The sequence below is a fragment of the Pontibacter sp. Tf4 genome, from assembly GCF_014212495.1.
GTDB lineage: Bacteria > Bacteroidota > Bacteroidia > Cytophagales > Hymenobacteraceae > Pontibacter.
Genome location: NZ_JACKZC010000009.1, coordinates 147,056 through 169,428, shown reverse-complemented (window position 1 = coordinate 169,428; position 22,373 = coordinate 147,056). Strand labels below are relative to the sequence as shown.

Sequence of the window (22,373 nt, the reverse complement as noted above, 5' to 3'; positions counted from 1 at the left end):
TAAACTTAAACTATAGATCTATTGTGTCCGGATGGCTTTCACCGGATCGAGCATGGCGGCTTTCAGGGCCTGAAAACTAACCGTAAGCAACGCAATGGCCATAGCGGCTGCCCCCGAAGCGGCGAACATCCACCAGCTAAGTGCTGTGCGGTAAGCAAAATCCTGCAGCCATTTATCCATGCTATACCAGGCAATGGGGGTAGCTAAAACGATAGCGATCAGTACCAGCAGGGCAAAGTCTTTGGAAAGTAGCAGGATGATACCGCCCGTAGAGGAACCCAGTACTTTCCGGATACCGATCTCTTTGGTGCGCTGCTCAGCTGTGAACGAGGCAAGGCCAAATAAACCCAGGCAGGCGATAAAAATGGTCAGCCCGGCAAAGTAGCCGAATACGGTCAGCATTTTTTCTTCGGCGCGGTATTGCTGGTCAAAATGTTCGTCCATAAAGAAATACTCCATCGGGTGCTTTGTATCAAAGGCCTGCCATTTTTCCTGTACAAAAGCTATAGTTGCCGGTATGTCCTGTGGTTTCATCTTTACTAAAAGAAAGCCCGGCGATTCAGGTACAAGTGCCAGTACGATCGGCTCTACCTTGCTGTGCAACGATTTTATGTGGAAGTCTTTCACTACACCGATCACTTTTGCATCCCAGTCGGCCATCTGAAGGCGTTTACCGATCGGGTTCTTCCACTGCATTTTTTTTACAACCGCTTCATTTACGATCAGGCCCCCTTTCAGATCTGTTTTAAATTCTCTGGAGAAGTTGCGGCCTTCTTTCAGGGCAATACCCATCACATCCACAAAATCATAATCCACGAACATGACATCCATCGCATTTTGCAGGGTGCCACCGTCCTTTTCGGCATATACCAGGATGGTACTTGTTTCGTCAGCCGGGATACTCAACGAATTGGATACCTTTTCGATGTTCGGGTTGCGCAGTAGTTCCTGTTTTATACTGGGCAGTTTTTTCACTAAAGTTGAGTCGCCGGTCGGGATATCGATGATGAGTATCTGCTCTTTGTTAAACCCAAGCTGGCGGTTCTTTAAAAACTGCATCTGGCTGAAAACCACCAGGGTGCCAATAATAAGGATGAGCGAAATGGTAAACTGGATAACAACCAGCGACCTGCGCAAGGTGGCGTTTCCGCCACGGGGTGCTTTGTCAGCTTTCAGTACATCAACAGGTTTAAAACCGGACAGGAATATGGCAGGATAACTACCGGCTACCGCCCCGATAAACACGACAATGGCAAGCAGCGCAACTATAACTTCCTTCTGTACAAAGAAATTCGAGTCGAACTGCTTATCTGTAAGTGAATTGAAAGTAGGAATAAGGATCTGCGCCAGGGCAAGTGCCAGAATTACTGCCAGTACAGTTATCAGAAGGGATTCGCCTATAAACTGGCCAATGATCTGGGAGCGATACGCACCAACCACTTTTCGTAAGCCTACTTCCCGGGCACGTTTGGCAGAGCGTGCGGTAGCCAGGTTCATGTAATTTATGCTGGCAATAAGTAGCAGAAAAACAGCCACGACCGAGAAAATATAGATGTAGCTGATATTGCCCGGCGCGGATATATCTTCCGAATATTCGGTATCGAAGTGAATGCTACGCAATGGCTGCAATACAAATGTCACCGAGGCCTGCAAATCGTTTTCTTTTAACCAGGGGGTTACGTGGGTGTCAGCAAATGTCTTCAGCTTTTCCTGGAAAGGTGCGATCTGGGATTCATCGCGGAGCAGCACATAGGTATACCGGCTCATATGGAACCAGTGGTTATTATCGGTTAATACATCCTGCCGTTGTGTATCAAACGTGCTGCGGGCCAGAAAAGCGTTGGCTTGTATATGGGAGTTGCCTTCGTTTGAAAACACACCTGTAACCTGGTAAGAGGAGCGGCTGAATTTAAGCACTTCGCCCATGGCTTTTTCTGCGCTTCCAAAATACTTCTGTGCCATCTGTTCGCTTACAACTATAGTTCGGGGCTCATCTAAAGCCGTAGCAGGGTTACCGGCCAGAAACTTATAGTCAAAAATTTCGAAGAATGCGCTGTCAGCAAATAGCAGTTTATCTTCGTTAAAGCTGCGGTTTTTGTACCAGATGGTTTGTTTATTGGCAGGCAGCAGCTGGGTTACATGTTCCAGTTCGGGATAATCTTTCAGCAGGAAAGGAGCAAGCGGTGATGCCGACAACGCAAATTTGTTTGTCTGGCCATCGTGCTCTATTTCGCCGGCAACCCGCACAATGCGGTCGGCTTTACTGAACTGGCTATCATAGTTCAGTTCATCCTGCACATACAGAAAAATAAGGATACACGAAGCCACGCCCAAGGCCAGCCCGGCAATGTTGATGGCGGAGTATACCTTGTTGCGGTACAGGTTGCGGAGGGCAACTTTAAAATAATGGCCAACCATAAGGTAATTCGTTAAAACGATTATAGGTCATGTGCAAAATCTATTCGGTGCGCAGGGCTTTTACAGGGTCTGTAAGCGCTGCTTTGGTAGCGTGGTAACTAACGGTAAGCAAAGCGATCAGCATGGTGGCGCTGCCTGCTATCGCAAATAGCCACCAGCGCAGCTCAATTCGGTAAGCAAAATGCTGCAGCCACTGCTCCATGGTGTACCAAACAATCGGCACGGAGAGCAGCACCGCCAGCAATACCAGTACTGCAAAGTTGCCGGAGAGCAGCAGCACAATATCGGCAACGCTGCCACCCAATACTTTCCGGATGCCTATTTCCTTGGTGCGCTGCTCGGCCATATAGCTCGCCAGCCCAAACAGCCCCAGGCAGGCAATAACTATAGTTAGCACCGCGAAAAAGGTGAAAATAGTAAGCATTTTATCTTCTGCCTGGTATTGCTGGTGAAAGCTCTCGTCCAGAAAACTATAGTCCATCGGGTAGCCCGGGAAGTGCTTTTTCCAGATGGTTTCGATGGAGGTAAGGGTGGCCGGCAGCGGCGCTTTTGCCTGAACACGGATGAGCAGTTTGCCAAAGTTGGGGTCCAGGCTGATGATCAAAGGCTCGATCTTGCTGTGCAGCGATCTATAGTTGTAATCTTTCACGACACCAATTACACGGCCGTTGGCGGTATCTGCCCAGGTTGGTTTAATGCGTTTGTCAATGGCATCGGCCCAGCCTAATTCCCTGGCAGCCGCTTCGTTTATGATGTAGCTATAGTCCTGGTCGGTACGGATTTTTTCTGAAAAGTCTCTGCCTTCCTTTAGCTGTATTCCCATCAGGGCCAGGTAATCATACCCGACCGCAATGCTGTTGATGTGTTTCTTTATCAGTTTGTTTTCCTGCTCTGTCAGGTACTCGCCGGGAATGGGAGCATCGCCGGGTAAGTGCTGGGCATTGGTAGTGAGCACTACTTGTGGCAGTCTGCGCAATTCCTGTTTTATGGCGGCCAGGTTCTCTTTCTGTTTTACCCACCCGATAGATGGTATTTCTACAGCGATCACGTGCTCTTTGCTAAAGCCCAGGTCCATATTCCGGATATACTGCATCTGGCTGTAAACGATGGCTGTTCCGGTTATCAGCACCAACGAGATCGTGAATTGCGCTACTACCAGCCCTTTGCGCAACAGGGCATTGCTGCTTTTGGGGGTCTGGTTAACTTTTAAGACCTGCGCCGGGCTAAAGCGAGACAAGAAAAATGCCGGATAACTACCCGCCGCTACGCCAATGAACATTACAATTGCCAGCACTGCCAAGATCAGCCCGGTGTTAAAAATAAAGACCGTATTTACATTTTTGCCAGTAACCGCATTAAAGAGGGGCAAGGTGAGTTCCACCAGCATCAGCGCAACTATAGCCGCTATTACCGCCAGCAATACAGACTCGCTCAGGAACTGCTGCACCACTTGTGCACGGCTGGCACCCATTACCTTGCGTAACCCAACTTCTTTTGCCCGCTTCGCCGACCTTGCCGTGGCCAGGTTTATATAGTTAAAGGACGCGATCAGTAGCAGGAAAACAGCAATAATTCCGAAAATATAGAGGTAGGTGATATTGCCGACTTCCCCTACGGGCATTTCACGTTCGTTGTCGAGGTAGGCGTCGGTAATGTTTTGCAGCTGAAAGGTGGCCCCGGTAATTCCAGCCAGCGATTCGCCCGGAGTTGCTTTGCGTTTGTGGAGGTCGCTTATTTTATCCTGTAGTGCCGGTGCCTGGTTACTGTCTTTAAGTTTGATATAGGTATAGCCGCCAATGCCGTTCCAGTCGGTTACATAATATTCAGTCTGAGCATCGAAATGCAGCGGAAGTATGGCGCCGGGTGTGAGGTGAGAAGGGCCTGCCTGCGAGATAACGCCGGTAACCAGGAAAGTGCTGGCAATGTATTTAACGGGCTTACCCATGGCCGCTTCCGGAGAGCCGTATAGTTTGGTGGCCAGCTCAGCAGTAAGCACTATAGAGGCAGGCTCTTTGAGGGCAGTGGCGGGGTTGCCAACTATAAACGGAAAATCCAGCACCGAAAAAACAGTGCTGTCGGCATAGATGATGTTATCGGTGTAGAAGGCCTGCTTTTCTGTGCGTATCGCGTTCTGCCCCATGTTTACAAGTACCGTGGCTGCCTCAACTTCGGGGTAATCTGCTTTAAGCAATTGCGGTAGGGGGCCCACCGCAGCCGCCGATCTTACTGTCTGGTCGCCTTTCTGTACATCGCTGGTTACCCTGTAAATTCTGTCGGCATGGGTAAAGTGCCGGTCGTAGCTGAGCTCGTGCTGCAGGTACAGGAAAATAAGCAGGCAGGAGGCAATGCCGGTTGCTAACCCGATCAGGTTAATGGCTGTGTATACTTTATTGCGGAGCAGGTTTCGCCACGTATGGATCAGGTAGTTCTTCAGCATAAGTTGGTGCAAAGGGTTTAAAACAGATGGCAGAAGCACCTTTACCGGCGCTTCTGCAGGATATTCTGTCGCTACATCACAGCGGAACTATAAACTATAGTTACAGCAGCTCCGCCACATGTTTTCTCACGTTCAGGTTCTCTGTCACAATCTGGCCATCGAACAGGTTGACTATGCGGTGTGCGTACTCGGCATCGGAAGGGGAGTGCGTTACCATTACTACAGTAGTTCCGGCTTCGTTCAGTTCGGTTAGCAGTGCCATTACTTCACGGCCATGTACCGAGTCCAGGTTACCGGTCGGTTCGTCGGCCAGTATCAGGCTGGGGCTTGCTACTGTGGCACGGGCAATGGCCGCACGCTGCTGCTGCCCACCCGATAATTGCTGCGGAAAGTGGTTGCGGCGGTGCGCAATGCCCATACGTTCCATGGCTTCGGTTACACGTTTCTCAGTTTCGGCTTTGCTCATGCCTAGGTAAGCCAGCGGCAGGCCAATGTTTTCTTCCACGGTCAGCTCATCTATCAGGTTAAAGCTCTGGAACACAAAGCCCAGGTTCTGCTTGCGTATTTTGGCACGCTGGCGCTCGCTGGCATGGGTAATGTCCTGGCCCAGGAACTTGAATGTACCACCAGATGGGCTGTCCAGCAGGCCAAGAATGTTCAGCAGCGTAGATTTGCCGCAACCCGACGGACCCATAATGGCCACAAATTCGCCTTTGGCGATGTGCAGGTCAACGCCGGCAAGGGCTGTAGTTTCAACTGTATCCGTTACATATTTTTTCTGCAGCTGTTTTGTTTCGATGAGTAGTTCCTTGTTCATGATGTTCTATTTCGTTATCCGTTGATGGTTGTCCGTTATTCGGTTTTCAATTTAGTTTTATTTTGTACTAAGGGCGCGGTGTTTCTTAATTGTTATATTGTTGATGGTTAAATTGTTGACTCGTGGTGTGTTAACAATTTAACAATTCAGCCATTCAACCATTTACTTCAGTTCCAACCGGTCTATGTCGCCGTAGCTGTCGTAGGACGAGACGATGACTTTTTCGCCGGGCTGCAGGCCTTCTATCACTTCGTAATAGTTCGGGTTCTGGCGGCCCAGTTTTATAGCTCGTTTCTCGGCAAACGTTCCGGATTTATCAACCACAAACACCCAGTTGCCGCCGGTGCTCTGGTAAAAGCCGCCACGTGGCAGTAACACGGCCTTGCTGCCATCGTTCAGGTTCAGTTTCAGCTGCAGCGTTTGTCCGCGACGGATGCCTTCGGGTGTGCCTTCTGCAAATTCCATATCCACCTGAAACGTGTTGTTCTGCACCTCCGGGAACACTTTTGACACCTTAACCTGGTAAGTTTTACCGTTAAAATCGAAGTTGCCTGTAAGGCCCGGGTAAATCTTCGAAATGTAGTGCTCATCTATGTTCGCCTTCACTTTATAGCCGTTCAGGTCGTCTACCTGGCCAATGTTTTCGCCGGCGGCTTTGCTTTCGCCCACCTCAGCTTTTAGGGTGGATAACTGCCCGGTAAAAGGTGCCACTACATACAGGTTGTTCAGGGTGTTGCGGGCCATGTTTATGTTAGCCTGCATGCGTCGGATCGATTCATCCAGCTGGCGCAAACGGTCTTCCATCAGCTGGGCGTCCTGTTTTACGGAGCGTTCACCTAATTCTCTGCGGCGCTTCAGGTATTGGTAATTGTCTTTCGCGGTTTCGTATTCTTCTTTCGAAATGGCGCCTTCCGCTACCAGCATTTTGTTGCGGCTATAGGTGCGTTCGGCTGTGGTCAGGTTGTATTCAATTTCGGCCAGTTCGTTCATTTTCCGGATCTGGTCCTGCTTCATCAGTATTTCAGAGTTCTGGCGCTCGTTCATCAGGTCGTACAGCTGCGTTTCGCGGGTCATAAAGTCGATCTGCAGCGTAGTGTTCGAGAGTTTCAGGATCGTGTCGCCTTTCTCCACCATTTTACCATCGTCGGTATAGATCTTCTCCACGCGGCCGCCTTCGGTAATATCCAGGAAAAAGGTTTTCAGCGGATCAACAGAACCATCAACAGCTATAAATTCCTGAAACATGCCCTCCTGCACGGTGCCCATAGTTACGCGCTGGGCTTCTACATTCAGTTTGGAAGTATGCTCCGCAAAAAGCAGGTTATAAATAACTACCACCATTACCAGCGCAACAGCAGCAATAATGGCTATCTTTTTAGGCGTATACTTTTTTTTCTCGATGACGCGATCCATAGTTCAGGTAATTGTATCTGGTAGCTCTTCTCATTTCAATACTTGTGCCATAATGTTTAATACGTTGTAAATCAGATGATTGTGGCAAACTATAGCGCTTTGCCTATGTTGTAAGTGTCCGCATCCGAACAGTGCACTGTCTGCAACCGGACACACCAGCAGGGCGGGCATGGGGAACCGCCGGAAACTAAGGGCAGAGCATAGCCACGGTATAGTTTATAGTTTGGCTAATTGCATAAAAAACACTTACATTAGTATATTAAATACAGTAACGCCCCGGTATTATGAGTAAAATTGCCTGCCACATTTTAATAGTAGACGACCAGGAAGACATCCTGACAGCCGGCAGGCTACTGCTGAAACAGCACTTTGCAAAAGTAAAGACCACCTCAGACCCCTACCAGATACCAACCATCCTGACCGAAGAAACGATAGATGTGGTGTTGCTGGATATGAACTATAGCGCCGGTGCCACCAGCAGCAAAGAAGGCCTGCACTGGCTGAAACAGATAAAGCAGCTGGCCCCTAATGTATCTGTTATCCTGATGACAGCTTACGGCGACATTGAATTGGCCGTGCGCGCCCTGAAAGAAGGAGCCACCGATTTTGTACTGAAGCCCTGGAAAAACGAAAAGCTGGTTGCCATTCTCAGAACAGCCTGCCAGCAACAGACTTTACCCGCTACCGAATCAACAACTGAGAACTCCACCTTTCATTACGGCGAGTTTATAGGTGTGTCGCCGGCCATGCAGCGCGTGTACCAGACCATAGATAAAGTTGCCGCTACCGATGCCAACGTACTGATACTGGGTGAGAACGGAACCGGTAAGGAAGTAGCGGCCAGGGCTTTGCACCAGCAATCGAAAAGAATACACGGTGCTTTTGAGAAAGTGGATCTGGGTGCCGTTAGCGAAACCCTGTTTGAGAGCGAGCTTTTCGGGCATGCCAAAGGTGCTTTTACCGATGCCAAAGAAGACCGCGCCGGCCGGTTTGAGGCTGCCTCGGGTGGAACCCTTTTTCTGGATGAGATCGGGAACCTGTCGTTAGGGTTGCAGGCCAAACTGCTTACCGCCCTGCAAAGCCGCCAGGTAATCCGCTTAGGTACCAACAAGCCACGCCCTATTGATATCCGGCTGATCTGTGCCACCAACATGCCACTCTACGATATGGTGCGTCAGGGCACTTTCCGCCAGGACCTGTTGTATCGCATCAATACGGTGGAGATAAAATTACCGCCCCTGCGCGAGCGCAAAGAAGATATTAAATTGCTGGCCGAACATTTCCTGAAAGTTTATAGTCAGAAATATAACCGCCCCGGCCTGGGCTTGAGCAGTAACACGCTGCGCCAGCTGACCGAATACCACTGGCCCGGCAATATCCGCGAACTGGACCATGCTATGGAGCGCGCCGTTATCCTGTGCGATGGCAGCGAGCTGCGTGCCGACGATTTTTATTTTGCACAGGACGGTGGCGGGCATGTTGCCTCCGGCTCACAGCAGCAAACTTCTCAGCCTTTATCTGATGGAGACTATACCCTCGAAGCACTGGAAAAAATGATGGTGCAGAAAGTACTGGTAAAACACTCCGGCAACATAACGCACGCTGCTAAGGAACTGGGCATTACCCGAACGGCACTTTACCGCCGAATTGAGAAACATGGGCTATAGTTTTTTCAGAGGGCGGTTGCTGCTGCAGGTTGGGCTGGCCATGCTGAGCATGCTGGCGCTGGTTATTGTGCTGTACCGCACCGAATGGTACGTTACGGCTTTCTGCATCGCGGCACTGCTGGTGCTGCAACTATACGGCCTTGTGCATTTTGTAGAGCGCACTAACCGCGACATCACCAGTTTTATAGAATCCATCCGCCATTCTGATTTTACCCAGCGCTTTCCGGAGCACGCACATAATGCCACCTTCGGCCATCTATACAGATCATTTAATGAAGTTTCGGGTGCTTTTCAGAAGATAAAGGCGGAGAAGCAGGCGCACTATTTATACCTGCAGGCGATTGTGGAGCACGTGGGCATTGGCATCCTGTCGTTTGATGCCGACGGAAATGTGATGCTGCTGAACCATGTGGCAAAAGAGCTCCTCAGTTCCCCTCACCTGACCAATATCCGGGCTCTGGAGCGCACAGCCCCGCAACTGCTGGAAGTGTTGCAAAAGATCGGGAACAACGAGAAAGGCCTGGTTACCCTGCACCATCAACGTGACCAATTGCTGCTTTCAGTACATGCTACGGTGCTGGTGTCGCAGGGCAAAAGCATCAAAATTATAACACTGCACAACATACAGGCCGAGCTGGAAGAGCAGGAAGTGCAGACCTGGCAGAAAATGATACGCGTGCTTACGCATGAGATCATGAACTCCGTGACGCCGGTTATTTCGCTTACGTCCACAGTCAGCAGCATACTGGAGGAGGAAATAGCGGCGCGGCAGGAAGGGGAGCGCATCAGCGAAGAAGCCCTGGAGGACATACAGGACGGCCTGAAAACCATAGAGCGCCGGGCAACCGGCATGCTGCACTTTGTAAAGAACTACCGCCGCCTGATGCGCCTGCCCCTGCCCGAACTGCAAACGGTAAGCATAAACGAACTGTTGCGCGAAGTACATACCCTCCTGAAACCTGATTTTGAGAAGGAAGGCGTAGAGCTGGCTGTTTACCTGCCGGCCTCCGACATAAGCCTGCAGGCCGACCCCGAACAACTGGAGCAAGTATTAATAAACCTGCTGAAAAACGCCAAAGAGGCCTGCACCGAGTGTCCCGACCCGAGGGTAGAAGTACTGGCTTATGGCGATGAACAACACAAATACACCGTGCGGATAGAAGTGCGTGACAACGGTTCGGGCATCCCGGATGATGTGCTGGACAGGCTGTTCATCCCTTTTTACACCACCAAAAAACAGGGCTCCGGCATCGGGTTAAGCTTATCGAAACAGATCATGCGGCAGCACGGCGGAAGCATACGGGTAAACAGCAAAGCCGGAGGCCCAACCGTGTTCACGCTGCAGTTGTAATCTTTAAACTATAGTTGCCATGATGCAGGTACAGGATTTAAGGCTGAAAGAGGAAGTATTGCCCTTCTTTAACTTTACGAACAACAGCCATTCGGAAGCACGGCTGTTGTACCTGCTGCAGCACGCCCCCGATACGCAAACGGAAGTAGCAGAACGCGTAGCTATAGTTCACGGAATGCTGGTGAACTGGGCTGTATTAAAAGACTTTACCTATCATAAGCTGGACCTGCTGGAAGTGCATGCTTTTATGGAAACTATTGCGGGCACAGGTTACCGTGAAAGCAGATTAAAAAGTTGGTTACGGTTTAAAGTCTACGATGCGGAGCGCCACCAATTGCAGGCAAAGCTTGTGCAACTCATACTGCTGCTAAACGGGCTACAGCAACAATACCTGAACCGCCTGCGCAGTGCCGCTTTCCCGGACAAGTTTAAAGCAGAACTGATTGCGGCTGTCCGGTTCCTGGAGGTGCTGCACTTAGAAACTATGGCGAATGTAGTACGCGAAAACAGCTTCAGAACGACCCACGTGGTAGAATTTTCTGAACGGCTTGCTGCGCTTGCCCCAACGAAAGTCCGGCGTTTCTGGGAATTCTTTTTCCAGTTTGAAGCCTATTGGTCTATAGCCAGGTCCATGCAAACCCATGGCTTTACATTCTCAGATTTCAACAATGAAGTGCTGGAGATAACTGACTTTTACCATCCGCTTATAAAATATCCAGTTAAAAATTCGGTCAGGTTTACGGAGGAGCAGAATGTGTTGCTGCTGACGGGAGCGAACATGGCCGGAAAATCTACCTTACTGAAAGCCGTTAGTTTGTGCGTGTATTTAGCCCGAGTTGGGTTTCCGGTGCCTGCCGCCGCCTGCACTGTTCCTTTTTTTAGTGCCGTGGTGCTTGCTATTAATCTGAACGACAATCTGCGGGACGGGTACAGCCATTTTATGACCGAGCTTAAAAACTTGAAAGCGGTACTGCAGGTCAGCCACAACGGCAGTAAATGTTTTGCTGTTTTTGATGAGATCTTCCGGGGAACGAACGTAGACGATGCGCTGGAAATTACCCGGACAACTATAAACGGACTGGCTGGCAGAAAAGGATCCCACTTTATGGTATCTACCCACATGCTTCAACTCGAAGAGCAACTATACCCCGAAACCAGCGAAAGTGTGCAGAAATGCTATATAGAGTGTTCTCTTCAGAACGGAGAACCAACATTTACTTACAAACTACAAAACGGTTGGTCGCAGCTTAAGATTGGCCGGATCCTGTTCGAGAAAGAAGGTTTGCCCCAGTTACTGGAACACGAACTGCCCGCCCAACTATAGCAAAAGCCGACATAACTCTTGCATCGGCTTTTTCAGTCCTTTCGTAAGTCAGTTATTTAAAATCAGCTTACATACTGCTGTATTACCTGTGCTAACTGGTTGCCTGGCAACGCGCCGGACTGGCGCCATACCTGCTGCCCTTTATGGAAAAGGATAAACGTGGGCACGCCCTGCACCCGGTATTGTGAGGCAGCGGCCTGGTTATTATCTACATTTACCTTCACCACTTTCAGTTTCCCCGAAAAATCCGAAGCTACTTTCTGTATCACCGGGTTCATTGCTTTGCAGGGGCCGCACCAATCAGCATAAAAGTCTACTAAAACCGGCATGCCGGGGCTGCTTATCAGTTCGTTAAAAGATTTTTTTGCCATAGTTCTCTCAGGTATGATGGTAAATATAGTACGCACTGGTCAGGCAAAAGTATAGAACCCGGTTTTATAGACCAACTACTTCACCACAATCTCAGCGAAAGGCGTATCTCTACTTATCAAGCAGTAAATCATCTTATAGATTAAAATATTATAACTTTTTAATATAAAATAGAAACTTTTAATTTTAAATAAAGTATAAAGACTATATACTATTAGAATAATATTGTTTAAGAAAGCGCACCTGTTTTTCATGCATCTGAAAACAACTATAGTTGCTGTTTTGCTTTTGCTGCCATTTCTTTTGGCAGGCACATCAGCTTTTGCGCAATCTAAAAAACAACCTGTACCCCAGGACACGGTAACCTACGAAAAGAAAAACCAGCCCATGGAGCGTTTCGTGCGCTCTGCCGACCTGGAAGTGGACGGGCTTATAGTTGACAGAACCATCACCAAGATCGGGCGGGACTTTTACGACATCTTTCACCGCCAGTGGGAGGCCCCTGCAGATGCCCACAACTTTACCATACTAATAGAAGAAAAACCAACCCGCAGCAACGGCGCCTATGTGGTAGTAAGCGTTAACGACGAGCCCGTATTTGAATACCAGCTGCAGCCCCGCTACGATGTAATAGAGGAAGTAGCCAACTATACGGTGGCCATGGTGTACGAATACCTGGTGACAGACCAGCTGAACAAGCAACTGGAGGCAGAAGGAAAGAAAGCACGCGAAGTTTTTTAAGACCTGAACTTAACTCAAAACGATAGATCACCCTCATGAAGAAGTTCTTTTATTCCTTTCTGTTTTTAGCCCTTGCTTACATGGCAGGTGCTTCCCCAGCCTCGGCCCAGGACTTTGTGTACCAGGCGCGCAACCCGGCCTTTGGCGGCGATACCTTTAACTACCAGTGGCTGCAGAGCTCGGCCCAGTCGCAGGACAAACTGAAAGACCCGGATGCTACCACTATGCTGGAACGTAATGCCCTGCAGGACTTTAAAGATAACCTTAACCGGCAGATACTGAATCAGTTGTCGCGCCAGTTTGTGGTGTCGCAGTTTGGCGAAGATAGCCTGCAGCCCGGCAGCTATACCATTGGCGATTACCAGATAGAAGTAACCGAAGGCGGAAGCGGCATTAACATACAGATTACCGACACCATGACCGGCGACCGTACTACTGTTACAGTACCCTATTATTGATCTGCCAACTATACGCACACGTTCCGCTTGCCCTTACATTTTCTGAACCACGCATAACACACCCTATTATGCTGAAAAATTTAACCGAAGGCTGCAAAGCTTTATGGCTGTTGCTGTTTGTACTGTTGTTTACAGCCTGTTCCCCTTACTTTAATCAACCGATGCAAACGTCGCGGGCCAGCCTGGGAGTTGCCGCCCCTGGCAACGACGACCTGGTAAACCTGCCCCCACCGCAGCAGAAGATCGTGGCCGCTGTGTACAAATTCCGGGATCAGACCGGGCAGTATAAACCATCCGTTAACGGCGCCAACTGGTCTACAGCGGTAACACAGGGCACTACCACTATCCTGTTGAAGTCGCTGGAAGAATCAGGCTGGTTTTCGCCGATAGAGCGCGAGAACTTAGGAAACCTGCTGAACGAGCGCAAGATCATCCGTTCTACCCGGGCCGAGTCGGAGGCCATGACGGGAAAAAAAGAGCCAAACCTGCCGGGCCTGCTGTTTGCCGGTATCATTCTGGAAGGCGGTATAATTTCGTATGATGCCAACGTGATAACGGGCGGGGCAGGGCTACGCTATTTCAGTGCGGGTGGCTCCGGGCAGTACCGCGAAGACAAAGTAACGGTGTACCTGCGGGCCATTTCTACCAGCACCGGCGAGATACTGAAAACCGTGTATACCTCAAAAACCATTCTTTCGCAGTCGGTAGATATCGGGGTGTTCCGGTACGTAAAGTTTAAGCGCTTGCTTGAAGCCGAGACCGGTTTTACCTACAACGAACCATCTGAAATGGCCGTGAAAGAAGCAATTGATAAAGCGGTGCAGAGCCTTATAATAGAAGGCATACAGGAAGGGTACTGGGGCCTGAAAAACAAACAGGACTTGGAGTCGCCGGTGATACAGGAGTACTTTAAAGAAAAGGAAGAGATAAAAAATGCAGACATCCACGGCCAGATAATGGCGAACCGCCGGGGGTTGATTGGCGCGAGCGTGGCCGGCGGCGTTATTTACTATAAAGGAGACTATAGCAACCCCGACCTGAAGCCTTTTGGAGAAGCTGGCCTGCGCCTGAGCACACCAAACAACCTGGCTTTTGACCTGCGCCTGGGCAGGGGAGAGCTGGCCGCCACCGAAAACTTTGGCCTGACAATAAACTACGCTGAAGCAAACCTGAACTACTTCATTTTCCCGAAACTGAAATACACGCCTTATATACAGGTGGGAGCTGGCGCCCTTACTACCGGCCGCAGCTTCGGCGACTTCTTTAACAACTCAACTGCCGATGCTGTCACGCCTTATGTAAAGGCAGGTGTGGGCATGGAGTACCTGCTTACCCCCAAAATAGGCCTCGACTTTAGTGCCACCAGCACCTACATGCTGAACGATAAACTGGACAGATTGGAACGCGGCCGCTTTAACGATTACTTCTGGACGGGCAAGGTAGGTCTTAACTTTTATTTTAACCTGTACGAGTAACCCCAACCCTTTACTTTTTATACCCCGGAAGCCTGGCCAAGCCAGGCTTCTTTTTTTACTTCAGCTTGTCTGGTTTTCTCGAAGCCTGATCTGTAAAACTATAGCTATAGTTACGCGAGCATCATCTATGGCCTCCCGCGCTTCGAACTGTAGTTTTCTTCCCACTAACTATAGTTCCGCTTCCTTATGTAGAAATCTCCCTTCTCACTAAACTATAGTTAGCCCAACCGGTGCACCAGGATGTTTACTCCGGAAGAAAATCAGGTGGCCAAACTATAGTTGCTACTTTTCTCAGTTCAGTTCAATTCAGCGCGGTGCTATAGTTCAGTGTGGTTTAGAGGGTGACCTGTGAATGAGGGTGAAGAAGTCTAACCGGTTACTGCGTTTTGGCAGTTGCTCTAAACTATAGTTACATTTCCTATTGTTGCTCCTGCTTTATGTTATAGTGTTTAAACTATAGTTATTGGTAAAGTTATATTCAGGTGGTTTTGCAACAACTATAAGCCTATGTGCCTGTCTCTGAAAAGCACAAATTCGGTTAGTTTACGCTCTTCGATGACCTGTTTTTAAGAATGAGTTTCACGTTGTATCATACTTTAATTAAAAAATATGCCCTTAAATACAGGAATATGAGAGGTGTTGATTGGTAAAGTGTAATTGTTGTTAAAGTATAAATCAGGGGATTGAAATAAATTTTAAAATTATTTTATAATTATTTCTAAATAAAATTGACTATCAAAAAGCTTAAAACAGCGTTTAAACAAACATTTTAAAGATTAAGTTAAAATTCATAATGGAATATTTTAATTATTTCATCTAAATATGTAACTATTTGTATTTATCAATGTATAAGGATAATATAAAAATTAATTCAAATAGTTAAATCATTTTTAAAACCCTAAACCAATTAAAACCATTATGAAAAAATCATTCATCTACTCAGCAACATTAGCTCTGCTTTTAGCGGGCAGCTCTGCATTTGCTCAGAGCGGCAGAAACCACACTGCCAGCGTTAACCAGGCCGGTATCTCTAACGATGCATCCGTAACCCAGCAGCGTGGCCGCTCAAACGAAGCTTTTGTTACCCAGGTTGGTATCGACAACGGCGCTACTGTAACTCAGACAAGAGGCAGAAACAACGGCGCTTATGTGGAGCAGTCTGGTGCTGAGCATGGAGCAACTGTAACCCAGACAAGAGGCAGAAGAAATGATGCCGTTGTTGATCAGCGTGGCTACTCAAACGATGCTACCATCGATCAGACTGGCGGCCGCAGAAACACTGCCGACATTCTACAGTCAGATGAGCACAACACTGCTACCATCTCTCAGGAGCGCGGCAGAGACAACGAAGCTTACATCAGACAGTATGGCGGCGAGATGAACACTGCTGAAATTGTACAGGTTGGCGGTCGTGATAACTATGCTAACGCAGACCAGGACGGCGACCTGAACCAGGCTTACATGGCTCAGACTGGCGGTTACAACAACAAAGCCTGGGTAGAGCAGGATGGTTACCTGAACATAGCCGTGACGTCGCAGTCAGGTGGCGATGAAAACATCATCGATGTGGATCAGGATGGTTCAAACGCAGCAATGGCTGTACAGTCTGGTAGCAGAAACGAAGCCATCATTGACCAGTATGGCATGAACGGCGCTGCTGTAGTGCAGATGGGCGAAGACAACCTGGCCGATGTTTACCAGGATGGAGTGATGAACATGGCTGTTGTAGCGCAGGTTGGTACAGGTAACGAAGCCTATGTATCGCAGGAAGATTACCTGAACACCGCTGTGGTACAGCAGATTGGTGAAGGCAACGAAGCTTACGTAACCCAGGAAGGTACCTTGAACACAGCTGCCGTAGTTCAGTCTGGTTACGAGAACATGGCCGATGTGCACCAGTGGGGCGAGCGCGGTACAGCTGCTGTATTCCAGGCCGGCTGGGACAACAGAGCCACTATCATGCAGGGTGGTGTAAACAACACAGCCATCGCCACGCAGGTAGGTATGTCTAACGTAGCTACTATCAACCAATAATATAGTGTCACTACTTGTCCTCCCCGGTTCGTATAAACTATGGCCGGGGAGGACATTTTATTTAAAGAGTCACGTTGTAAAGATCATGTGCTATGAAAAAGGCAATCCTTTTTATTTTACTGCAACTGGGGCTACAAGCCACACTTTTTGCGCAAACCACCGAAGAAGAGCGCATGCTGATCAACACCATCGGCACTGAGCAGTTTGCAGAACTGGTAAGCCGGCAGACCCAGCAGTCCAAAGCACTGATTCACCAGGCAGGTAACTCCAACGCAGCAACTATAGACCAATACACAGCCGGCGCAAAGCCTAATATAGCGGTAATTACCCAGGCAGGCCTGTTGAACAATGCAATGCTTACCCAACAAGGCCAGGGCAATACCACGGTGGTGTCGCAGCAGGGTAATAATAACTTGTATACCGGCTACATAAATGGCTACAACAATACCACGGGCATTGTGCAGGATGGCTCAGGGAATAAAATAAACCAGGTCATAAGCGGCTCCAATTTAGAGCATACCCTGGTGCAGCAGGGCCATAACAACACCATCAACCAGATCGAGACCACGCTTAATTCGCGTTCGTACCAAGTGGTGCAACAGGGCAACAACATGCAGATCACCATAGAGCAAAGCAACTGGGGCGTGCCGGTAACTATAGCTGCGTCTAAAAAGTAACCGAACCTTTGTCTTTAAACCCTATTTACCATGAATCTACTACTCCTGATGTGCCTGGCAACTATAGTTTTTGCCGGTCAGCAGACCCAGGCCACGCCATACGATGCCCGCATCGAAACAGAGTGGCAAGATGGTAGACTGCAGATCAGTAATGTGTTTGAGAACAACAGCCCCGGGAAAGCTAACTTCACCTACAAGTTCAGGTGCAGCAGGCAGGGCCGTTCCGGTACTTCCACCACCTCGCAGGCAGGTGCGTTTCAGGCAGCACCCGGGCAAACGGTAACGTTATCACAAACCACCGTGTCTGTTTCGCCGGCCGATGACCTGAGGCTGCACCTGGATGTGTTCCGGGACGGGAAGCCGGTTGCCACAGCTACCTATAGTTCCGGTCAGGAGTAAGCTATACCGTCAGTAAGTATTACTACACAAGCCACCAGCGCTCTTAAAAGGGGCGGGGGTGGCTTTGTTTTTTTATGGTTTCGGGGAGTCAGAACAAGATGTAAATTAAATTTTGCAAAGAAATTTTAGGGATTTATAACTATAAACTACTATATCCGTATATAACTATATTTGAAACTAATGGCACAATCTGAGGCGATCTGAAACTATAGTTATGCCTTAAAGCCATTATAGCGAGCATGTATCCAAACTCCGAAAACATATCTTCTAAACCGCTAACCTATGTTCAAAACAACAAGCACCCTTAACCTTATTCTGTTGTTTGCCTTACTTATCGGATTCGCTGCCTGCAACGAAGATACCATTGCGCCAACCGGCGAAGGGTCTATCAGTGGCGTGGTACTGAATGCGGAAACCAGCCAGCCCATGATCGGGGCGGCCATTACTACCAACCCTGCTTCCACAGCTGTAGTTACCGACGATGAAGGCCGTTTCCGGCTGGTGGGTGTATCGGGTGGCAACTATATGGTAACTGCTAAAAAGGCGGGCTATAAAAACGAGACGGTATCAGTAGCTGTTAAAAATGATGTACAGACGGATGTGGTGATCATGATGACAGCGGAAAACGGTACCAGCACAGGTGCTCCCGGCCTGCCCTCCAACCCGGATCCTGCCGAGAACGCCCAGAACCAGGGGATAAGCGATACGCTCCGCTGGCAAAGGCCTGCTTTTGTAAAAGGCCAGGATTCCGTGTTTACCTATGATGTGTACCTCTATGAATCGGGCTCTACGCACAAGCAGCTTATAAAAGAGAATGTAACCGACACCATGGTAGCCGTTACCAACCTGAAGTACAATACCACTTACTTCTGGCAGGTGTTGGTAGAGAACAGTAGCGGAAAAGTAACCAACGGCCCGGTATGGAGCTTTGCCACCCAGCAGATGCCGCTGGCCCGTTACGTGTTTGCCTCCGAAGTAAACGGTAACTGGGATATCTATAGTTCGGATGGCACCCAGAACACACGCTTCCGCCTGACCGACTCCTTTAGCCGCGAATGGTGGCCTGTCATCAGCCCGAACCGTGATAAGATCGCTTACTCTTCCAACATCGGTATGGAGCCGCACATTTATACCATGAACCGCGACGGTTCCGAAAAACGCCAGCTTACCACTATTCCGTTGGTTGGTTACCATAACCAGGGTATCGGTTTTACATGGTCTCCGGATGGAGGACAGGTACTTTACGCCAACTATGATAACCTGTACCGCATCGACCGCAACGGCACTGGTCTGCGCCTGATCGCCAAAGCGCCGGCCGGCCGCCACTTCCGCATGCTCGACTGGACTGCCAGCGGCGATAAGATTGTAGCACAAACTATAGGTTCCGACATAAACGACTCCGAGATTTACATTCTGAATGCCGACGGTAGCAACATGACACTGTTGGTAGGTAACCTGCCGGGCCGTGTGGAGAGTCCGTCACTTTCTATAAACGGGCAGAAGCTGCTATATACCAAAGATGTGGATGGTTTCGAGAATGCCGAAGGCCGTCAGCTCAACGCCCGTATCTTTGTACGTAACATAGCTACCGGCGAGGAAGTGGATATGTCGAGAAACAAACCGGCCGGCACCAACGACCTGTTCCCGCGTTACTCTCCGGATGGTGCCAAGATCATTTTCGTAAATGCCCCTAACGATAACCAGGGACCAAACACCATCTGGGTAATGGATGCCACCGACGGAAGCAACCGCAAACAGCTCTTCACAAACGGTACTATGCCGGACTGGAAATAGAAAACCTTTACCTGAACTATAAACTATAAAAGCCGCACTTCACGCGGCTTTTATAGTTTATAGTTGGTTTAGCTGGCTATTACCCTACTGCTTTCAGGTAGCGCACCACCCAAACTGCCAGCAAAGTAATAACACAGGCCAGAATGCCGTCCCAGTTAAAATTAAGCAGTTTTCCAGATGCGGTTTCCTGCACGATCAGACCTGATAAAAAAGCGGCTACACCTGCACTCAGCTGCTGCACCGATGAGTTGATGCTCATAAAACTACCGCGCAGCTTTGGCTCTACGCTGGATGTGATCAGGGCCATGGCAGGAACAAAGCGGGCACCAAACAATATAAAAAAGATGGTGGTAACAATAAGCGCAATGTAATGCGGCACCGGTGGCAGGTTGGTAAGCAGCAAAATGGGCACCATAGAAAGCACCGCCGAAATAATGAACACACGTTGCTTGCCATGCTTATCGGCAAGGCGCCCGGCCCACTGCGAGGTAAACACCGTCGCAATACCGCCAAACAGGTAAATGTAGCTCAGCTCCGTTTCTGTAAAACCCACATTGGCAACCATGTACGGGCTGATGAATGGCACCACCAGGAAACCAGCCATCGTCAACGTGATCATCAGGGCCATGGCCCATTGCAGGTTGCGCTTCTGCAGGATCTCTTTCAGCACCAGAAACGGGTTTTGTTTTACGGCGTTGGTCAGGTGGCCGCGCATGGGGGGTAACAGCTTAAAAGATGCCAGCAGTACCAGAAAGCTTAACCCGGCCAGCAGGTAGAATGGCGCGTGCCAGCTGGTAACGCTCGCCAGGTACAACCCCACCGGCACTCCGGCAATTGAGGCCACCGAGAACGCTGCCATTACTTTACCAGTCGCGGCACCACGTCTTTCTTCTGGTATGGCATCACCGATAACGGCTAAAATAAGGGCGCCCAGCACACCGCCAAAAGCACCTGCCACCACACGTGCCGCCAGCAGCAAACTGAATGTAGGGGCCAGGGCGCAGGCAAGCGTACCTATCGTAAAGCCGAAGTATAACCCCAGCATAGCATGTTTCCGGTCAAACCTGTCGATGAAGAGGGCACTCAGAAAACCAGCCACAGCCGCACTGAACGTATACGCCGAAACCAGCAGGCCAAACTCGCTCGGCGAAATGTTAAAGATACGCATCAGCTGCGGGCCCAGCGGCATCATGATCACAAAATCCATCATGTGCGTGAACTGGATGGCTGCCAGCGTAAAGATCAGCAGGCCTTCGCGGATCTCTGTTTTCGGTACCAGCGTTCCGGCGGTAGCGGTAGTATTGGTTCTTGGTTGGTGCGGCATTTTCATAGTTTATTCTGGGGCAAAGTAAGGCGGCAAATGTACAGCTAATTCATACGCATTTTGCAGTACGGTTACCTGTATTATTTTTGGACATCGTATATAACCAGCAGCTATAGTTAGTTGTTTATAGTTTGGCAAACCGGCAGTTTATGGCAGCTGAAAAAGGAGATATACAGTGTGAGCTTTGCGGGCGTGAGGTGCAGCAGGTAAGCAGGCACCACCTGGTGCCGCGCGAAGAGGGCGGCCGCTATGGTGCCACCGCCGAGCTTTGCCAGCCCTGCCACAGCACCCTGCACCTTACCTTCACCAACCGCGAGCTGGCCGTGCTTTACAACACCATACCAGCGCTGCAACAGGCCGAGCCGCTGCAAAAGTACCTGAAATGGGTAAAAGGCAAACGACTGGAACGTATCTCGAACCGTCGTGGCAGAAACCGTAAAAGATAAACTTTAGCTGAAAGACCGGCCCCGATAAAAGAACTATAGTTGATAATCATCTTTAAGAACCGGCAAAACTATAGTTGCCGGAAATTTCAGGACGACATAGCTATAGTTGTGAGTAGCCTTTTTTGGTTCTGAGCTGCCGGTTTCGCACCTTTATACCATGATCAAGAAGAAATTTATTCCGTTTTCGGAGTTAAAAGATAAAAAAGCCATAGTTGTGGATAGCACGCACCCGAACGGGCTGGTGCTGTCGCACTGGCGCGGCGCTCCTACGCCAGCCGATGTGCGCGACGATACCAGCGCTGCCATGGTGCTGAATGCCTTACGTCAAAACCTGCCCGGGCTAGAGCTGCCTTACGTAACGGCCAACCATTTTGACATCGACGGTTTTGTGGGTGTCTGGAGTTTGCTGAACCCGGAACTGGCGCTGGAGCACGAGGAACTGCTGCGGCAGATGGCGCTTATCGGCGATTTCAGGGAGCTGGACCTGAACCACCCATTGGCCGGCGAAGCGCTGAAACTTGTCTGCTGGATAAATTCCCGGGAGCGGGAACTGTTTTACAAGCCTTTTGCTGCCGACGAAATGGAAGAGAAAGAGACGGTGCAGTGCGTAAAGAAATTTGAGTATTTCCTGCCCCGCTTTAAGCAGGTTTTACAGGACCCGGACTGGGAACGCGGCATCTGGGAAGATGAAGTTGGCGATGTGCTGCTGGGGTACCGCACCCTGTATAGTCCTGCTACCAGGCTCACGCGCCATCCTGAGATCGGCCTTATCATTATCGAAACACCTGAACCTGTGCATTACTATGCGCTATTCAGCCGGACAGCCGGTTTTGATATGGTGCTGACCTGCTACGATAATAACCGCTACGAGCTGGAATACAAGTACACTACCTGGGTAGACCTTGCTTCGCGGCCAGTGCTGCCACGCCTGCCCATGGCCCCGCTTGCTGCCCGCCTCAATGCCCTGGAAACAGGCGAACGTACCTGGACCAGCGACGCCTTGACCGAAACCGGCCCTTTGTTACGCCTGCAGGGCAAGGACCTGAACCGTGAGGAAAGTTACGCCAACCCTACAGAGCGGGAGATCTATAGTTCGGGGATACCGGTTGAGACTTTAAAGGAAACAGTGGTGCAGTATTACCGGCAGGCCTACCAGGGTATTGTACCGAAGTATAACTGGTCCTGGAAAGAAATTAAGGTGCTGGGGCAGCAACTATAGTTTGGCTTAC

General features: G+C 49.6%; 18 protein-coding genes. 12 read left to right on the top strand and 6 right to left on the bottom strand.

The features are described from left to right. Positions 1-18 precede the first annotated feature (18 nt). The 4 genes from H7F15_RS15755 to H7F15_RS15740 all read right to left on the bottom strand — a co-directional run bounded on the left by H7F15_RS15755 (position 19) and on the right by H7F15_RS15740 (position 7,085). A complete protein-coding gene (locus tag H7F15_RS15755; protein ID WP_185197948.1) occupies positions 19-2,418 on the bottom strand; it encodes an ABC transporter permease in 2,400 nt (799 codons plus the stop codon). A 40-nt stretch (positions 2,419-2,458) separates the two neighbouring features. Continuing rightward, positions 2,459-4,855, bottom strand: coding sequence for an ABC transporter permease (locus tag H7F15_RS15750; protein ID WP_185197947.1), 2,397 nt, complete (start codon positions 4,853-4,855; stop codon positions 2,459-2,461). Positions 4,856-4,955: 100 nt separating this feature from the next. Then, positions 4,956-5,672, bottom strand: a complete 717-nt coding sequence (locus tag H7F15_RS15745; RefSeq protein WP_185197946.1) for an ABC transporter ATP-binding protein — start codon at positions 5,670-5,672, stop codon at positions 4,956-4,958. A gap of 162 nt (positions 5,673-5,834) precedes the next feature. Beyond that, positions 5,835-7,085, bottom strand: a complete 1,251-nt coding sequence (locus H7F15_RS15740) for an efflux RND transporter periplasmic adaptor subunit (RefSeq protein ID WP_185197945.1) — start codon at positions 7,083-7,085, stop codon at positions 5,835-5,837. Between the two features lie 284 nt (positions 7,086-7,369). Here H7F15_RS15740 and H7F15_RS15735 point away from each other — a divergent pair, with 284 nt between their 5' ends. The 3 genes from H7F15_RS15735 to H7F15_RS15725 are packed head-to-tail and all read left to right on the top strand — an operon-like array spanning position 7,370 to position 11,427. Beyond that, on the top strand, positions 7,370-8,752 hold the full coding sequence (locus H7F15_RS15735) for a sigma-54 dependent transcriptional regulator (RefSeq protein ID WP_185197944.1): 1,383 nt from the start codon (positions 7,370-7,372) through the stop codon (positions 8,750-8,752). Beyond that, complete coding sequence (locus H7F15_RS15730; RefSeq protein WP_255481288.1) at positions 8,742-10,103, top strand: PAS domain-containing sensor histidine kinase; 1,362 nt, start codon at positions 8,742-8,744, stop codon at positions 10,101-10,103. The genes H7F15_RS15735 and H7F15_RS15730 overlap by 11 nt, the downstream gene beginning before the upstream one ends. A 19-nt stretch (positions 10,104-10,122) precedes the next feature. Then, positions 10,123-11,427, top strand: coding sequence for a hypothetical protein (locus tag H7F15_RS15725; RefSeq protein ID WP_185197943.1), 1,305 nt, complete (start codon positions 10,123-10,125; stop codon positions 11,425-11,427). Between the two features lie 62 nt (positions 11,428-11,489). Here the strand turns inward: H7F15_RS15725 and trxA are convergent, their stop codons facing one another. Next, positions 11,490-11,798: a thioredoxin gene (trxA, locus tag H7F15_RS15720; RefSeq protein ID WP_185197942.1), complete on the bottom strand. Its 309-nt coding sequence runs from the start codon at positions 11,796-11,798 to the stop codon at positions 11,490-11,492. Positions 11,799-12,048: 250 nt separating this feature from the next. Between trxA and H7F15_RS15715 the strand changes: the two genes are divergently transcribed. The 7 genes from H7F15_RS15715 to H7F15_RS15685 all read left to right on the top strand — a co-directional run bounded on the left by H7F15_RS15715 (position 12,049) and on the right by H7F15_RS15685 (position 19,374). After that, positions 12,049-12,537 carry a CsgE family curli-type amyloid fiber assembly protein gene (locus tag H7F15_RS15715; RefSeq protein ID WP_185197941.1) on the top strand — a complete coding sequence of 163 codons (489 nt, stop codon included), beginning with the start codon at positions 12,049-12,051 and terminating at the stop codon, positions 12,535-12,537. A gap of 35 nt (positions 12,538-12,572) precedes the next feature. Further along, positions 12,573-12,995: a curli production assembly/transport component CsgF gene (locus tag H7F15_RS15710; RefSeq protein WP_185197940.1), complete on the top strand. Its 423-nt coding sequence runs from the start codon at positions 12,573-12,575 to the stop codon at positions 12,993-12,995. A 68-nt stretch (positions 12,996-13,063) separates the two neighbouring features. Further along, positions 13,064-14,470, top strand: a complete 1,407-nt coding sequence (locus H7F15_RS15705) for a CsgG/HfaB family protein (RefSeq protein WP_185197939.1) — start codon at positions 13,064-13,066, stop codon at positions 14,468-14,470. Positions 14,471-15,388: 918 nt separating this feature from the next. Continuing rightward, complete coding sequence (locus H7F15_RS15700; RefSeq protein ID WP_185197938.1) at positions 15,389-16,504, top strand: hypothetical protein; 1,116 nt, start codon at positions 15,389-15,391, stop codon at positions 16,502-16,504. A 92-nt stretch (positions 16,505-16,596) separates the two neighbouring features. Beyond that, on the top strand, positions 16,597-17,181 hold the full coding sequence (locus tag H7F15_RS15695) for a hypothetical protein (RefSeq protein ID WP_185197937.1): 585 nt from the start codon (positions 16,597-16,599) through the stop codon (positions 17,179-17,181). A 30-nt stretch (positions 17,182-17,211) separates the two neighbouring features. Next, positions 17,212-17,580, top strand: a complete 369-nt coding sequence (gene csgH, locus H7F15_RS15690) for a curli-like amyloid fiber formation chaperone CsgH (protein ID WP_185197936.1) — start codon at positions 17,212-17,214, stop codon at positions 17,578-17,580. Positions 17,581-17,862: 282 nt separating this feature from the next. Then, a complete protein-coding gene (locus tag H7F15_RS15685; protein ID WP_185197935.1) occupies positions 17,863-19,374 on the top strand; it encodes a carboxypeptidase-like regulatory domain-containing protein in 1,512 nt (503 codons plus the stop codon). 79 nt (positions 19,375-19,453) lie between these two features. Here H7F15_RS15685 and H7F15_RS15680 read toward each other — a convergent pair whose 3' ends face one another. After that, a complete protein-coding gene (locus H7F15_RS15680) occupies positions 19,454-20,704 on the bottom strand; it encodes an MFS transporter (protein WP_185197934.1) in 1,251 nt (416 codons plus the stop codon). 143 nt (positions 20,705-20,847) lie between these two features. Here H7F15_RS15680 and H7F15_RS15675 point away from each other — a divergent pair, with 143 nt between their 5' ends. Both H7F15_RS15675 and H7F15_RS15670 read left to right on the top strand, forming a co-directional pair. Next, positions 20,848-21,144, top strand: coding sequence for an HNH endonuclease (locus H7F15_RS15675; protein WP_185197933.1), 297 nt, complete (start codon positions 20,848-20,850; stop codon positions 21,142-21,144). Between the two features lie 157 nt (positions 21,145-21,301). Next, positions 21,302-22,363 carry a DUF6687 family protein gene (locus H7F15_RS15670; protein ID WP_185197932.1) on the top strand — a complete coding sequence of 354 codons (1,062 nt, stop codon included), beginning with the start codon at positions 21,302-21,304 and terminating at the stop codon, positions 22,361-22,363. Positions 22,364-22,373 lie beyond the last annotated feature (10 nt).

Excerpts from the sequence above, each read along its gene's own strand:
- H7F15_RS15685 (WP_185197935.1), top strand. The coding sequence starts at position 17,863 with ATGTTCAAAACAACAAGCACCCTTAACCTTATTCTGTTGTTTGCCTTA.
- H7F15_RS15695 (WP_185197937.1), top strand. The coding sequence starts at position 16,597 with ATGAAAAAGGCAATCCTTTTTATTTTACTGCAACTGGGGCTACAAGCC.
- H7F15_RS15740 (WP_185197945.1), bottom strand. The coding sequence starts at position 7,085 with ATGGATCGCGTCATCGAGAAAAAAAAGTATACGCCTAAAAAGATAGCC.
- H7F15_RS15755 (WP_185197948.1), bottom strand. The coding sequence starts at position 2,418 with ATGGTTGGCCATTATTTTAAAGTTGCCCTCCGCAACCTGTACCGCAAC.
- H7F15_RS15675 (WP_185197933.1), top strand. The coding sequence starts at position 20,848 with ATGGCAGCTGAAAAAGGAGATATACAGTGTGAGCTTTGCGGGCGTGAG.
- H7F15_RS15745 (WP_185197946.1), bottom strand. The coding sequence starts at position 5,672 with ATGAACAAGGAACTACTCATCGAAACAAAACAGCTGCAGAAAAAATAT.
- csgH (WP_185197936.1), top strand. The coding sequence starts at position 17,212 with ATGAATCTACTACTCCTGATGTGCCTGGCAACTATAGTTTTTGCCGGT.
- H7F15_RS15750 (WP_185197947.1), bottom strand. The coding sequence starts at position 4,855 with ATGCTGAAGAACTACCTGATCCATACGTGGCGAAACCTGCTCCGCAAT.
- trxA (WP_185197942.1), bottom strand. The coding sequence starts at position 11,798 with ATGGCAAAAAAATCTTTTAACGAACTGATAAGCAGCCCCGGCATGCCG.
- H7F15_RS15715 (WP_185197941.1), top strand. The coding sequence starts at position 12,049 with ATGCATCTGAAAACAACTATAGTTGCTGTTTTGCTTTTGCTGCCATTT.
- H7F15_RS15680 (WP_185197934.1), bottom strand. The coding sequence starts at position 20,704 with ATGAAAATGCCGCACCAACCAAGAACCAATACTACCGCTACCGCCGGA.
- H7F15_RS15725 (WP_185197943.1), top strand. The coding sequence starts at position 10,123 with ATGATGCAGGTACAGGATTTAAGGCTGAAAGAGGAAGTATTGCCCTTC.
- H7F15_RS15710 (WP_185197940.1), top strand. The coding sequence starts at position 12,573 with ATGAAGAAGTTCTTTTATTCCTTTCTGTTTTTAGCCCTTGCTTACATG.
- H7F15_RS15700 (WP_185197938.1), top strand. The coding sequence starts at position 15,389 with ATGAAAAAATCATTCATCTACTCAGCAACATTAGCTCTGCTTTTAGCG.
- H7F15_RS15730 (WP_255481288.1), top strand. The coding sequence starts at position 8,742 with ATGGGCTATAGTTTTTTCAGAGGGCGGTTGCTGCTGCAGGTTGGGCTG.
- H7F15_RS15670 (WP_185197932.1), top strand. The coding sequence starts at position 21,302 with ATGATCAAGAAGAAATTTATTCCGTTTTCGGAGTTAAAAGATAAAAAA.
- H7F15_RS15735 (WP_185197944.1), top strand. The coding sequence starts at position 7,370 with ATGAGTAAAATTGCCTGCCACATTTTAATAGTAGACGACCAGGAAGAC.
- H7F15_RS15705 (WP_185197939.1), top strand. The coding sequence starts at position 13,064 with ATGCTGAAAAATTTAACCGAAGGCTGCAAAGCTTTATGGCTGTTGCTG.